The organism is Maritalea porphyrae, assembly GCF_027213965.1.
GTDB classification, from domain to species: Bacteria; Pseudomonadota; Alphaproteobacteria; order Rhizobiales; family Devosiaceae; genus Maritalea; species Maritalea porphyrae_A.
This window is the reverse complement of the sequence record NZ_JAPWGX010000004.1, coordinates 80,409-93,286: the sequence shown is the minus strand read 5'-3', so window position 1 is coordinate 93,286 and position 12,878 is coordinate 80,409. Positions and strand designations below refer to the sequence as shown.

At 49.5% G+C, this 12,878-nt stretch carries 15 protein-coding genes; 13 read left to right on the top strand and 2 right to left on the bottom strand.

What is annotated here, in order from left to right; genetic code table 11:
- The first annotated feature begins 3 nt into the window (after positions 1-3).
- Positions 4-3,201 carry a type I restriction endonuclease subunit R gene (locus O4H47_RS13345; protein WP_269394495.1) on the top strand — a complete coding sequence of 1,066 codons (3,198 nt, stop codon included), beginning with the start codon at positions 4-6 and terminating at the stop codon, positions 3,199-3,201.
- An 808-nt stretch (positions 3,202-4,009) separates the two neighbouring features.
- Here O4H47_RS13345 and O4H47_RS13340 read toward each other — a convergent pair.
- Positions 4,010-4,501 carry a helix-turn-helix domain-containing protein gene (locus tag O4H47_RS13340; RefSeq protein WP_269394494.1) on the bottom strand — a complete coding sequence of 164 codons (492 nt, stop codon included), beginning with the start codon at positions 4,499-4,501 and terminating at the stop codon, positions 4,010-4,012.
- A gap of 122 nt (positions 4,502-4,623) precedes the next feature.
- Between O4H47_RS13340 and O4H47_RS13335 the strand changes: the two genes are divergently transcribed.
- The 12 genes from O4H47_RS13335 (at position 4,624) to O4H47_RS13280 (ending at position 12,455) form a co-directional block, all read left to right on the top strand.
- Entirely contained in the window at positions 4,624-4,932 is a 309-nt protein-coding gene (locus tag O4H47_RS13335) for a helix-turn-helix domain-containing protein (RefSeq protein ID WP_269394493.1), read from the top strand.
- 62 nt (positions 4,933-4,994) lie between these two features.
- Complete coding sequence (locus tag O4H47_RS13330) at positions 4,995-5,819, top strand: ParB/RepB/Spo0J family partition protein (RefSeq protein ID WP_269394492.1); 825 nt, start codon at positions 4,995-4,997, stop codon at positions 5,817-5,819.
- Between the two features lie 29 nt (positions 5,820-5,848).
- Positions 5,849-6,292 (top strand): hypothetical protein, encoded by a 444-nt coding sequence (locus tag O4H47_RS13325; RefSeq protein WP_269394491.1) that lies wholly within the window; start codon positions 5,849-5,851, stop codon positions 6,290-6,292.
- Complete coding sequence (locus tag O4H47_RS13320) at positions 6,292-8,406, top strand: Mu transposase C-terminal domain-containing protein (protein ID WP_269394490.1); 2,115 nt, start codon at positions 6,292-6,294, stop codon at positions 8,404-8,406. Before O4H47_RS13325 ends, O4H47_RS13320 begins: the two co-directional genes overlap by 1 nt.
- A 57-nt stretch (positions 8,407-8,463) precedes the next feature.
- Positions 8,464-9,231, top strand: a complete 768-nt coding sequence (locus O4H47_RS13315) for an AAA family ATPase (protein ID WP_269394489.1) — start codon at positions 8,464-8,466, stop codon at positions 9,229-9,231.
- A 2-nt stretch (positions 9,232-9,233) separates the two neighbouring features.
- Positions 9,234-9,545, top strand: a complete 312-nt coding sequence (locus tag O4H47_RS13310) for a hypothetical protein (protein WP_269394488.1) — start codon at positions 9,234-9,236, stop codon at positions 9,543-9,545.
- Complete coding sequence (locus O4H47_RS13305) at positions 9,542-10,168, top strand: hypothetical protein (RefSeq protein ID WP_269394487.1); 627 nt, start codon at positions 9,542-9,544, stop codon at positions 10,166-10,168. The genes O4H47_RS13310 and O4H47_RS13305 overlap by 4 nt, the downstream gene beginning before the upstream one ends.
- Positions 10,159-10,503: a hypothetical protein gene (locus O4H47_RS13300; protein ID WP_269394486.1), complete on the top strand. Its 345-nt coding sequence runs from the start codon at positions 10,159-10,161 to the stop codon at positions 10,501-10,503. Before O4H47_RS13305 ends, O4H47_RS13300 begins: the two co-directional genes overlap by 10 nt.
- Positions 10,493-10,738 carry a hypothetical protein gene (locus O4H47_RS13295; RefSeq protein WP_269394485.1) on the top strand — a complete coding sequence of 82 codons (246 nt, stop codon included), beginning with the start codon at positions 10,493-10,495 and terminating at the stop codon, positions 10,736-10,738. The genes O4H47_RS13300 and O4H47_RS13295 overlap by 11 nt, the downstream gene beginning before the upstream one ends.
- A gap of 34 nt (positions 10,739-10,772) precedes the next feature.
- Positions 10,773-11,420: a DUF3164 family protein gene (locus tag O4H47_RS13290; RefSeq protein WP_269394484.1), complete on the top strand. Its 648-nt coding sequence runs from the start codon at positions 10,773-10,775 to the stop codon at positions 11,418-11,420.
- Between the two features lie 10 nt (positions 11,421-11,430).
- A complete protein-coding gene (locus O4H47_RS13285) occupies positions 11,431-12,069 on the top strand; it encodes an HD domain-containing protein (RefSeq protein ID WP_269394483.1) in 639 nt (212 codons plus the stop codon).
- Positions 12,066-12,455 carry a gp16 family protein gene (locus tag O4H47_RS13280; RefSeq protein WP_269394482.1) on the top strand — a complete coding sequence of 130 codons (390 nt, stop codon included), beginning with the start codon at positions 12,066-12,068 and terminating at the stop codon, positions 12,453-12,455. Before O4H47_RS13285 ends, O4H47_RS13280 begins: the two co-directional genes overlap by 4 nt.
- Before the next feature lie 5 nt (positions 12,456-12,460).
- Here the strand turns inward: O4H47_RS13280 and O4H47_RS13275 are convergent, their stop codons facing one another.
- Positions 12,461-12,772 carry a hypothetical protein gene (locus O4H47_RS13275; RefSeq protein ID WP_269394481.1) on the bottom strand — a complete coding sequence of 104 codons (312 nt, stop codon included), beginning with the start codon at positions 12,770-12,772 and terminating at the stop codon, positions 12,461-12,463.
- Positions 12,773-12,878: the final 106 nt, after the last annotated feature.

Here is a 12,878-nt window from a genome sequence, read left to right as displayed (position 1 = left end):
CCGATGAGCGAGCCGACCGAAATTCTCTATGAACAAGCCCAGCCAGATCATGGCGGCTTCTCAGAGGATGCGTTGGTGCAAAAACCGGCTGTGGAACTGTTTGCTGAACTTGGATGGAAAACGCTCGATCTACAACGCGAATTTGTAGATGACACGCTCGCGCAAGGCCGTACCCTACATCGCGAAAAATCAGAAACCGAAGGGTGGTATCCGCGTGAATGGTGGTTGCCTGAACGGCTGCGTGCAGCTCTCGCCGAGTTAAACCCCAATCTTGATCAAGATGCGCTGGATCATGCCTATCGCCAAATCACCCGCACGCGTGTCGGTCTGTCCGCTTATGCTGCAAACCGAGAAGTTATGGCGTTACTGCGCGATGGTGTGCCTGTTTCTAGCCGCACTGCACGCGGAGAAAGCGAAACAAAAAGTGCGCGGATCATCGATTGGCGCGACATCCACAAAAATGACTTTCAACTCGCCGAAGAGGTTTGGTTTGGCACCGAACTGCATTCCCGCCGCGCCGACCTTGTTGGCTTCGTGAATGGCGTGCCTTTACTGTTTGTCGAACTCAAAGGCATGCATGTAAACGTGCAGCACGCATTCACGGGCAATCTCAAAGACTATCAAGACACCATTCCCCATGTCTTTAACGGCAATGGATTTGTGATGTTGTCCAATGGCTCAGATACGCGCATTGGTGCCTCTCATGCCCCTTGGCGGCACTTCCGCCAGTGGAAGCGGTTGAATGAGGACGAAGCTGGCCAAGTTTCGTTAGAGCGTGCCATTCGCGCCGCATGCACGCCTGTCGCTTTGCTGGACATGGTTGAAAACTTCACGGTGTTTCAGGACGAGAAAAGCGGTCTGATCAAAAAGGTTGCACAAAACCACCAGATGATCGGCGTTAACCGCGCAATCGCAAATCTAGACAACCGCGAAAACAATGACGGCAAAATTGGCGTTTTTTGGCACACACAAGGTTCTGGCAAATCGCTCTCGATGGTATTCTTTGCCCGTAAGGCACTGCGAAAAATGCGCGGTGGCATGACCTTTGTGATTGTGACAGACCGGACCGAGTTAGACGATCAGATCGCGCAAACCTTCGCCGAATGTGGGCTGCTTGAAAAACAGACAGATGCCGTACAGGCACAAACGCGCAAACACTTACGCGAACTGCTGGAAGGTAACGAACGTTTTATGTTCAGCCTGATCCAAAAATTTGCAAGCGATGATCAACTGGAAACCTTAGGCGTCTTGTCAGGACGCGACGACATTGTCGTCATGGTAGACGAAGCACACCGCTCGCAATATGCGACCTTCGCCGCCAATATGCGCTCTGCATTGCCTAACGCAAGTTTTATAGGGTTCACTGGCACACCGTTGATGGCAGGCGAGGAAAAGACCCGGGAAGTCTTTGGCAACTATGTGTCTGTTTACGACTTTGCGCAGTCGGTTCAAGACGGTGCCACGGTGCCACTTTACTATGAAAATCGTATTCCAGAACTTGAACTCAAAGTCGATGATCTGGACGAAAAGCTCGGTGAACTGCTGGACGATGCAGGCTTGGACGAAGAGCAGGAAAAAGCACTTGAGCGCCGCATGGGCCGGCAATATCACATCCTTACGCGCGATGACCGATTGGATAAGATCGCCGAAGACGTCGCTAAACACTTCCCAGCACGAGGTTACCGCGGCAAAGGCATGTTTGTCGCCATAGACAAAGCCACAGCAGTGCGCATGTACGAAAAGGTGCAATTCCACTGGCAAGCAGAGATTAAACGCTTAGGACTGCTTCTTGAGCCAACTGATGGAGATCGTGACCGCCTCAAATTCATGCGTGAGACCGACATGGCGGTTATGGTTAGTCAAAGCCAGAACGAAATCGCGGACCTTGCGAAGTTCGGCATAGACATGCGACCTTACCGCAAGCGCATTCTCGAGGAAGATCTTGATGATCGCTTTAAGGCAGACGCAGACCCGCTTCGATTGATATTCGTTTGCGCAATGTGGATCACAGGTTTTGACGTTCCGACTTGTTCAACCATTTACCTCGACAAGCCGATGCGCAATCACACGTTAATGCAGACCATTGCTCGTGCAAACCGCACAGCAGAGGGCAAATCCGCCGGACTGATTGTCGATTACGTCGGCATTTTTAGAAAGCTTCAAGAAGCGCTAGAAATCTATGTCACGCCAAGCATCAACGAAAAACCGCCGATTGAAGATATCGGTGAACTTGTCGCCGATTTAATAAAGGCGCTGGACGAGGCAGAAAAATTCGCAGCTAGCCACCACGCAGATCTGTCGGCAATACGCACTTCGCGTGGTTTCGACCGGCAAACAGCCATCGATAAAGCCCGCAACGCGCTTAACCTGCGCGATGATGTGGTGAAGACTTTTCTTGCCCATGAAAAACATGTGTGGGGCTTATTTACATCCGCCCTACCGGACCCACGTGCACAAGCCGAACAAGCGCGTGCTGTCGTCCTTCGTTTTGTTTCCAAGTGTCTCAAAGCAGATCGGGGACAAGTCGATATCTCAGAAATCGAACTGGCCATTCAAACCATGCTGGACGATGTGATAGAAGGCGTTCAGATCAGTGCCGCAATCCGAGAGAATGATGATACCGCAGGCCGTGTTGACTTAAGCAAGATCGACATTGAGAAATTGCGCGCCGACAAGCAAGACGAGGCGGTTCAGACCCGTGCGCAAAAATTGCGAACTGCCGTTGGTGCAAAGGTTAAAGCCATGGCATCCCGCAACCCCATCCGCTCAACGCTGGTCGCCAAATTTGAAGCATTGGTCGCACAGTATAATACCGGCAATGTGGAAGCTGAGGAGTTCGTAAAACGCTTGCTCGAATTCCTGGCTACTCTAGACGATGAAGAGCGCCGCCACGTGCGCGAAGGATTAGCGGAAGAAGAACTTGCGATATTTGATTTGCTCACAAACCCCGGCCCTGAACTGACCGAAGAGGAACGGGAGTTAGTCAAAAAAGTTGCAAGCGACGTCCTTCAGCAGATTAAAAACGAAGTAGAAGCGTTAGATTGGAAACTTCGAGAGAAGGCACGCGCCGCTGTTCGCGCGAAAATACGTGAAGCCTTGGATGGATTGCCAGCTGTTTACGAGGAAGGCACTTGGAACCGCAAAGTTGAACGCACATACGATTGGATTATGCAAAGCGCCAGCGATATGGGCAAACATTAAGGCAAAGTGTGGGGGGGTACTAGCTTTGGGAAACGGGCATGAAGGCTCAAATCTCCAAAAAAGCTAAGGTTTCCGCCTGTTCTAGCCGCCTCACCTCAATTCGAAGTTTGGGAAAGCCCCTGTCAAAACCCTGTCAAATATGCGCAATCTTTGGGAAAAATCGCGCATTGTGCGCCAATTGTTCTGCCAACGGGATTGGCAAGAACAGATTGTGACGAAAAGCCCTGTGGCCGTGCGTTAGAGATACATCACAATCGAATAGGAAAAGGCGATCAGCGGTGGTTTGCCGCGTTTGACGTTCATGGAACTGCGCGACCCCATAAGTTTAAGTGGGAAATCTCTTCCCAGTTTGGGTGAGACTTCCCAGATCACAAATACTTGTTATTTGACAATATGTTACATGGATCGACACCTCCAACCATCCAAAAAGAAGTGGGAAGTTGGAAATTGGCGTTTCTAAGTTAACGATACCGCTAAGGTGTCATCGACAACAGGGATCATATTCACTAAACGAAATGCAACTCTCGCCAAAAATCACCAACGCCAGATCAGACGGATAATCCACTTGCGCCAGTTTGTTTTGGATTTTGAAGCTGAAAATTGTTTTTCAAAACGGGCGACCGACACCTTCGGTCCTTTGCTCAAATTCATTGCATCACCAATTACTAACCCGCGCGCGGTTGGGCGGGTGTGAAATATACTCGTTCACATAATTGGGTGTTGCAACCACCCGGTTGCAGACGGCGGGAACCGTCTGTTCCGCCCTTTCATACTTTGTTAACTATATGAATTCAACAGGAAATGGCGCTTACCAACCCGCTTTTTTTGCTTGTTGATCTATATAGAGATCAAGCATTGGCTCAAGTTCTTCGTCTGTGACGTCACGCCCGTCAAATTCATCGACGATGTTTTGATGAAGCGCCGAAATGATCCACCACACAAGTTCCGGTTCTGCAATCTTGTTGCGCTGTTCCTGCACCTTAGCAAGGCGCATCGCTATCGCCCGAACATATTGGTCTTTCATATTCATGTGAGGTTTAGCGGCTTCAGGTACTTCCTGTTTGATTGCTTCAAACATCAGGCCATCGCCTGTCAACAACCACGTCAAATTGACGTTCGTTAGGTTGTGCAACCGTGTCAAAAAGTCGGATCGCGGCTCCACTTTACCGCTTTGATAGTCTGAAATGCTTCGTAAGCTAACGCCAAGCTCTGCCGCCAAGTCAACATTTTTATCAACTTCTTCAATAACTTGAACAAGTCGAGTGGCAAATGCAGTCGTGGGGTTTTTGGGCTTAGCCATATTAAGCAGTATTCTGCGTAAAAATGATTGACATTACGCAGTATTCCTCTTTATTGTGTTCATAGTAACGAACAAATTGTTTTCAAAAAAATCGGCTGCAACCGATTTGGGAAGTGAGCACGATGACCCGAATTCGCTGGGACAAGCACTCGATCAAGGCGGAAATAAACCGCCGTGGATTTACGTTGAAGTCTCTTTCAAAGGCTTTGTCCCTTTCTCAGAACGATGTCGCTGTTTCAATGTGTCGTCGTTTTCCAAAAGCCGATAAAGCAATCGCCAAATTTCTTGGCGTCGAACTGCACAGCCTTTGGCCAGATAGATACACCTCGAATGGCGGATTACTACGTCAATGTAGTCAATCTAGCAGACGCCGCCGCCGCTACACCAGCCAAAAACGCACACAGCGTGTTGGCAGGCAAGAAGCCGCCTAGCACCAAGGGTGCCAAAGCCATCCACAAAAACTGTGAACAACAATTCTTGAGCGACAAAAAGCATGAATACTCCATCAATAGAAAACATCAAAATCGCCAACATTTCCATACCACAAGATCGGGCACGCGAACTCAATGACAATTGGGTTGAAGCGCTAGCCGGAATGATTGAACAAAGCGGTTTGATCAACGCCATAAGCGTCATCAAGACTGGTGAAGGCTATCAACTTGTTTCGGGCCATCACCGCCTTGCAGCGTTCATCACACTAGAGCGCGAAGAGATCCCCGCACGTTTGTCTCAAGCGACAAATGCGAATGAGGCGCGACTGGAAGAAGTCATCGAAAATATTGGTCGCAACGAACTCAATGCACTAGACCGCGCGCAGCACCTTTTTGAGTTGGATACCGCCTATAAAGCCATGCATCCAGAACTCAATAAAGGCGGCGATAAGCAAACCAACATTACAGATGAAAACCGAAGTGCAATATTTGCACTTCGGTCTGAAATCCTTGAGCAAGTTGGTCTCTCACGCCGCTCGTTTTTCAATGCAATCGCGATTTGGAAGGGCCTATCCGAGGCATCGAAAGCAAACATCCAAGGGACATGGCTTGCTGACCATCAAGCAGGGTTGCAACAACTCGCGTCAGAAAAACCAGCCAAGCAAAAACAAGTCTGCAATCTCTTATTCTCAACCCCTCCCAAAGCGACCAATGTTACGGACGCTTTGACCCTTCTCGAAGTGGGTCGCCTCCCTACTCACTTCGAGAAGAAATATCAGTCCATCAATAAGGCTTTGACCAGCCTGAAAGATGAAGAACTCGACAACGTGTTTGGCGTTCATGAAGCAAAAATCATGGACTGGCTCAAGCGGACAAATCGGGTCTAATCGTCATGGTGCGGCGCGATAACAAAACAATGGATATGTTCCGCGAGTGGACGCCTGGACCTGTTGCACATCAGTTTGATGAACAGGTCACTAAAGGCGGCACACTTGATGTAAAAATCGCGCGCGCCCTCGCTGCTGCAATGACCTTTGCACAAGATCAGCATGGGTTAAACCGCGACGCTATTGCTTTGGCCATGAGTGACTATCTCGACCAGAAGATCACCACCAATATGTTGAACTCCTACGCCAGTCCCGCGCGCACTGATCACAAGATCACATTAGAGCGCACAATTGCATTGGCCGAAATAACCAAATGCACCGAACTGCTTGGCTTCATTTGCGGATTCTCAAACACTGTAGTTGTGCCGGAAAAGTACGCCGACGTAATTCGCCTATGGCAACTTGAAAAAGCACAAGAACGGCTCGACAACGAAGTGCGCTCACTCCGTGCAAAGCATGGGGGCGGCAAGTAATGCAAAGCTGGCTTTCCGCGCAAGAAATTGCTGATTTGGCCAAACGGCTAAACTATTCTGGCTTCCCAACCACGAAACGTGGGGTGCAGGATTTGGCGCGACGCGAAGAGTGGAACTCCAATGCGGATTTGTGCCGAAAGCGCAAGGGTCGTGGCGGTGGATTTGAATATCATATTTCGCTTTTGCCAGAAATCTTAAGAGCTGGCGCCATGGCTGAAAGTGGCAAGCAAATTGTCGCGAAAGACCATGCACAAACGCGCGCGCTCCAAGATCAAAAACGTGCCGCTTTGACCACCTCAGAATTGAGTGCACGTCAGCGCCAAGTGATGGACGCTAGAGCGGCCATTTTAACGGCAATTGATACCCGACAAATACATGATGGATCGTCGCGTTTTCAAGCAATTAAAACGTTCCTACTTTTGCCAACTGAATGCGGGATAACACACGACATCGCTATCATTGCGAATGATCGCGCAAACCAATCTGCAAAACTGAGCAAAACGAGTATTTACCGCTGGTATGCAGCGCGTGACGAAATCGGTGTTGCTGCACTCGCACCACTTAAAACACGAAAGAAACAACCTGCACCGGATTGGTTCGGTGGGTTCCTACACCATTATGCACGGCCACAAAAACCATGCATTTCAGAAGCACTACGTGAGTTTGAGCGCGAACTTGGCATAGGTGGATTTGTTCCGTCCTATGACCAAGTGGCACGGCTTGTTCGTCAGATGGATGACATTAGTAAAAACAAAGGCCGCGAAAGACCGCTTACCCTTAAAGCGCGTATGGCCTATGTGTCGCGTACCACTGACGACCTGCTGCCCACCACGATCTACACCGCCGATGGAAAGACCTTTGATGCAGAGGTTCAACACCCGTTCCATGGCGGTCCATTTAAGCCTGAGATTACTTCAATCATTGACGTTGCGACGCGTAAATGTGTGGGGTTCTCAATTGGCTTGGCTGAGAATGCCGAGGGTGTAATTGACGCGCTCCGAAGGTCAATAGAAACCCACGGCATTCCAGCCATTTTTTATGCCGACCGTGGTGCAGGGTTTAAGAACAAAAAACTTGAAGACCCGCTAACCGGATTACTCGAAAGATTGGGCATCACGGCGCACCATTCCCTACCCCGAAATTCGCAAGCGCGCGGCATCATTGAGCGGTTCAATCAAACCGCATGGAATGCCCTTGCGCGCCAATATGCAACCTACCTTGGCCGCGAAATGGATATGGAAGCCAGCCAATCCGTTCACAAGCGTTCACGACGCGACATGAAAGAGTTTGGCACTAGTCGGCTTCTCAAGCCATGGGCTGAGTTTATGGCCGACTGCTACCAGTCGATAGAAGAATATAATTCGCGCATTCATTCGACGCTTAAGCGTTCACCAAACACCGCTTGGCACGAGCATGTGCAAAAGGGCTTTGAGCCCGTCACATTACATGCCCATGAGGGTGACGATCTGTTCCGATCATACGAGGTGCGTAAGGCAAATCGAGGCCTGATCAAGTTCAATACCAACGATTATTTCTCACTGGAACTTGAGCGCTATAACGGCAAGCAAGTGATGGTCGGTTATGACATTCACGATGCATCCAAGGTATGGGTGCGTGAGATTGAAATGGTGGCTGGTGAACAACGCTCCGGACGTCTGATTTGCATTGCTGAGTTTAACGGCAACGCCCAACGTTATGTTCCGCTTACCATGCAGCGCAAAGCCGAAGAAGTTCGCGCCAATGCGCGCAAGCAACGCCTTGATGTCAAATATGATGAAGTTGAAGCCGAACTCAATCCAGCGTCGTTGTTAGACGCACCTTCAATTCAACCGATGGACATTGTTGAGCCGCGCCATGCGCAGCCAACAACCATTGATCACGAACCAAAGTATCCTACAGCCGAAACCAGCCCAAGCGCGAAAGTTGTGCGCCCGTTGCGTTTTGCATCTGATGAAGAATTGGCCGCTTGGGCAATCGAGCACCCGAACGGTCTGGCCAGTAGCCAAATAGAAGTATTGCGTAAATGCCTGAACTCTCAGGCGAGGCTCGAAATCATGAAAATGTCAGGCATCGATGTGGACCGTTTACGAGACGTTGTCCGCGCCGCTGCCTGACACATTTAATCACGCAACACGGACCCATTCAAAGCCGTGCGCCTAGAAAGGCTACTTATGAAAAATCGATTTGTCGAGACTTCAAATGTCTTACGCTTTCGAAAATCCATCACCGCTGTGGAAGAACGCGGTGCATCCGAAACCTGTTTGATCGTTGTCGACGGTTTGCCCGGACTTGGCAAAACCACCACATTGCAAAATTGGGTTGCCCAAAATGACTGTGTCTATTTGCGCGCAAAAAGTTCATGGACGCCAAACTGGATGCTTGGTGAACTCTTGGAAGTTTTACAGGTACCAGTGCCGGGGTCTGCACAACGCAAATACAAGAAAGCCCTAGCCGAACTTACCCATCGTTTTATGATGGCCAGCAACGAAAAACGCACGTTTGGCCTTGTGATTGACGAAGCTGATCACATCTCAGCCAAGCGCGAAATCTTAGAAACCATTCGCGATCTTTCGGACATGCTGGAAATCCCCACTATCCTCGTGGGCATGGGCCGCATCAATGACAATCTGAAACGGTTCCCACAAGTTGCCAGCCGTGTTTCTCAGCGGGTCAAATTTGAACAGGCAACAATCGAAGACACGCGCAAAATGTTTGATGAACTTTGCGAAGTCCAAGTCCATGACGATTTATTGCAGTTCATCCACAAGATCACGCAAGGCTTTAACCGCGAATTGTTGGACGCGATTTCCAAGGTCGAAAATTTTGGTTTGCGAAACCCGCCAGAAGAAGGCGGACTGACCATGCACGACATGGCAGGGCAACCCATTGTTGCGGACCGCAACACCTCACGCACCATTCACGTTCCGAATGAGGTGTGATTATGGCTTACGCTTATTGCCACCGCACCGGCGAAATCGGGCTTTGTGAAAGCCCTGAACAATTACCTTCCCGCACCATCGTTTTTGATCAACACAAATCCCTCAATGACTTGCGCACCCGCACCCACGGTCGCGCCGGACATGACACCCATACAGGCATCTATTTTGTGCCGGGCGTTTACGGCGAAGAGGATCACAATTCAGCGCGTAACGCGCTTGCAAAGTGGCTTGAATGCAATGAGTTGAGTAACCGCTGGTTTTATGCCGACGATCTTAAAGACGCAAACTCACGTCAAGTTGCGGTGGCCTCATGATTGATCAAACAGGTCAAAACCAAACCCAACTCGCGCCCGGCGAAATCCAGACCACAATGCTCAGCCATCTTTGCGATGGTACTTGCAAAACAATTGATCAACTCGAAAGCGAACTTGCTTTGAACCGTCGTCAGATTTCGGACGGGGCGCGTTTGTTGATCATTCGCGGATATGCGGAACGGATTGAATTGGGTTGTTATCGGCTCACCGAACTTGGTCAAGATGCGACCATGAACGGTGAAGTGATCACCAGCGGTCCAATCTCAAAAGATAGCTGCACAATCCGCAAGCCATTTGCAAATACCATCCGGCAACGTGCTTGGCGCACCATGCGTATGGGCGATGCTTTCACCATTCCAAGCCTAACCATGGCAGCGGCAACCAACAAGGACAAGCAACCGGAAAACAATTTGCAACGCTATGTCAAAGCACTTGTAAAAGCTGGTTACCTTGTTGCCTATCCCGTTCCACAAAAAGGAAACCGCGTTGGTTCAAACGGCTTCAAGCGCTATCGCCTGATCAACAATACAGGACCGCATGCGCCAACCATGCGACGTGGCAAGAAGGTTCTATTTGATCGCAACTTGAATGAGGGACAAGGGGGCGAAGTGCCATGGACATGAACGAGCCTTTTTACCTTCAACTTTTGCGCCAACATGTCGACAAGATGGGATCAATCCAAAATGCGGCGGCGGACATTGGCATATCGCGCACAAGCGCTTCGCTGCTCTTGTCCGGCAAATATACCGCAAAGACTGACAGGGTTGCAGCCGACATCATTGGCGCGCTGACCGATGGGCGTTTTTGTCCATTCATGCAAACCGCATTGAGCGAAAAGCAATGCAACAACTTTGCAGAACGACCACAGCCAATGAGTGACCCACAAGCTTTGCGTCATTGGTATGCCTGCGCGAATTGCGAACATTCAAAAGCTAAGGAGCAAGCCGATGCTGAGTAACGACCTGCATTCAATCCTTTATTTTTTGGATGATCGCACAGAGCTAAACGCATGCGAACTGGAAAAACTGACAATCCGTCTTGAACAATGTCGCAACGACGCCAAACAGCTTGAACAGGCGATCACACCAAACGTGGTCACCTTACATCCCAATGACCTCAACGGGAACGTTGTGCCGCTTCATGTGGCCAGACGCAGAACGCCCGTACCCAACAACGATGGCGACATCGCCTAAACTCTTACAGTAATCCCAAGTCTAGGAACCCAAAATGACCAATATTCAAACCTCCGAACCCACTCACGACCAAACGGTGCCGCGCAAAGGCTACATGTTTGATGCCAATGGCGCTGAATGGCCGATTGATAAAGTCAAACAGATTGACAAGGATCGCGACAGGTTGGTGAAAAACTTAGCCAGCCGCGCCAAAAAGGTGAGCGGCGCAATTTCCGATTTCAAAACTGACGCCTTCAAAGAAATCGCAGATTTTGTCGCTCTTTCCGCCGCCCAATATGATCACAAGTTTGGCGGCAAAAAAGGCAATATGACCTTGTTCAGCTTTGATGGGCAATTCAAAATTATCGTGGCGCGCGGCGAAACCCGTGCCTTTGATGAACGCTTGCAGGTTGCCAAAAGCATGATCGACCAATGCATTCACAAATGGGCGAAAGGTGCGAACAAAAACATTCAAGCCATCGTCAATGATGCTTTTCAGGTCGACAAAGAAGGCAAGGTTTCCATTGACCGGATCATGGGCCTTCGCCGGATCGATATTGAAGATGAGCCTTGGCAAGAGGCCATGAAGGCAATTGCCGACAGCATTCAGATCACTGGTTCAAAACGCTACATCCGTCTTTATGAGCGCGTTGGAGAAACGGAACACTACAATCCGATTTCTCTTGATGTCGCCAGTGTGTGAGGCCCGACAGATGCGACATTCAATCCGAGAGTTCTATTCAGACCATAACACCGCTCCTATCGACAAAGATCGCGGCCCATTCAAAACAATGGCGTCGGGCAAGCGTTGGTACTATCTAAACCCGAAAACTGACGACATTGACTGGTGGGACGTTTCCAACGGTCTTGCTGCTACACCAAGATTTGATGGTCAAACGCGCGGCGAAGTAAAACTCTCGGTCGCTCAGCATTTGTTCAACTGCGCTCTTATGGCTCAAAAGTGGGTTGATGAAAAAAACATCAACCCCGTCCTAGTCAAACATGTGTTTCTACATGATTTCCATGAGGCTTATACGGGCGACATTAGCAAGCCAATTAAATCCATTTTGAACCGCGAAGGCTTGGTCACCAATTTAGAGCAGCGCATCGACAAGACGATTTATGACGCGTTGGAGCTTGATGCGCCAGATCAGCAAATGCAATGCCTAGTCAAATCGATTGACGATCGCATGTTGGCAACTGAATGGCTTTGGCTGATGCCCGGAAATCCGCTTGAACATGGCATTACCGCCCGCCCGTTCAAAATAGAAATTGAACCTTGGATATTCATCAAAGCAAGAGCGATGTTTGTTGCGATGTTTAACCAGTTATTCGTGGACATTCCCCAATGAACCCCGCCCTTGCCAAAATCCACATTGCCAAAAAAGAGCTTCGTCTAGATGACGACGCTTATCGCGATGTTCTGGAGCGGATCACAGGCAAACGGTCCGCAAAAGGCTTGAGCGAAAAAAACCTCAAGCTGGTCGTTACGGAGTTCAAGCGCCTTGGTTGGAAGCCAAAAGTCGGAAACTTTCAAAAATCTAACAAGCCATATGTTCGCATGATCCATTCACTTTGGCGGTCTTGCTACAACAAAGGCGTGATCCAAAATGGTTCACGCCAAGCCCTTCGTGCTTTTGTTAAAAACCGCAACGGCATTGCTGATCCCGATTTCCTAACCTTTGAACAGGCGTCGCCATTAATCGAAGCGCTCAAAGAGATGGAAGCGCGCGCATGAACCTTCTAGCGACAGGCCTTTTTACCGAGCTCTTTGAAGTTGCCTTGCAACATGCTGTTATGGTCAAGGACCGTCACGATGATGATTTCACCTTGGGGCTTACCAGCAAGTGCCAGCACCAAACATGTATATTCTGCAAAGCCATCACGTCGCGTCCCATCATCATCAACGGCAATCCAAAAGCTTTCTTCTTGGGACCATTGCGCGCTGTGAACCTTTGGTTCGGCGAGCGCATCGTTGATCGCTGTTTCTCTCCAAGTTTCGGCGAACGAAGCTGTGGCAAACAATATGAGAAAACAAACAATGGGCAATCGCATAATAAACGGCTCCAAAAAACACAAAAAGTAATACTGGCACATTCCTACCGCCGTTTCTGCCGGTGTTCAAGCGACGCGCTAAATCTCAATCTGCATTTTGATGGAC

What these genes read in the sequence shown, in the direction of transcription:
- O4H47_RS13345 (WP_269394495.1), top strand. Translation starts at nt 4, where the DNA reads ATGAGCGAGCCGACCGAAATTCTCTATGAACAAGCCCAGCCAGATCAT.
- O4H47_RS13340 (WP_269394494.1), bottom strand. Translation starts at nt 4,501, where the DNA reads ATGGCTAAGCCCAAAAACCCCACGACTGCATTTGCCACTCGACTTGTT.
- O4H47_RS13335 (WP_269394493.1), top strand. Translation starts at nt 4,624, where the DNA reads ATGACCCGAATTCGCTGGGACAAGCACTCGATCAAGGCGGAAATAAAC.
- O4H47_RS13330 (WP_269394492.1), top strand. Translation starts at nt 4,995, where the DNA reads ATGAATACTCCATCAATAGAAAACATCAAAATCGCCAACATTTCCATA.
- O4H47_RS13325 (WP_269394491.1), top strand. Translation starts at nt 5,849, where the DNA reads ATGGATATGTTCCGCGAGTGGACGCCTGGACCTGTTGCACATCAGTTT.
- O4H47_RS13320 (WP_269394490.1), top strand. Translation starts at nt 6,292, where the DNA reads ATGCAAAGCTGGCTTTCCGCGCAAGAAATTGCTGATTTGGCCAAACGG.
- O4H47_RS13315 (WP_269394489.1), top strand. Translation starts at nt 8,464, where the DNA reads ATGAAAAATCGATTTGTCGAGACTTCAAATGTCTTACGCTTTCGAAAA.
- O4H47_RS13310 (WP_269394488.1), top strand. Translation starts at nt 9,234, where the DNA reads ATGGCTTACGCTTATTGCCACCGCACCGGCGAAATCGGGCTTTGTGAA.
- O4H47_RS13305 (WP_269394487.1), top strand. Translation starts at nt 9,542, where the DNA reads ATGATTGATCAAACAGGTCAAAACCAAACCCAACTCGCGCCCGGCGAA.
- O4H47_RS13300 (WP_269394486.1), top strand. Translation starts at nt 10,159, where the DNA reads ATGGACATGAACGAGCCTTTTTACCTTCAACTTTTGCGCCAACATGTC.
- O4H47_RS13295 (WP_269394485.1), top strand. Translation starts at nt 10,493, where the DNA reads ATGCTGAGTAACGACCTGCATTCAATCCTTTATTTTTTGGATGATCGC.
- O4H47_RS13290 (WP_269394484.1), top strand. Translation starts at nt 10,773, where the DNA reads ATGACCAATATTCAAACCTCCGAACCCACTCACGACCAAACGGTGCCG.
- O4H47_RS13285 (WP_269394483.1), top strand. Translation starts at nt 11,431, where the DNA reads ATGCGACATTCAATCCGAGAGTTCTATTCAGACCATAACACCGCTCCT.
- O4H47_RS13280 (WP_269394482.1), top strand. Translation starts at nt 12,066, where the DNA reads ATGAACCCCGCCCTTGCCAAAATCCACATTGCCAAAAAAGAGCTTCGT.
- O4H47_RS13275 (WP_269394481.1), bottom strand. Translation starts at nt 12,772, where the DNA reads ATGCGATTGCCCATTGTTTGTTTTCTCATATTGTTTGCCACAGCTTCG.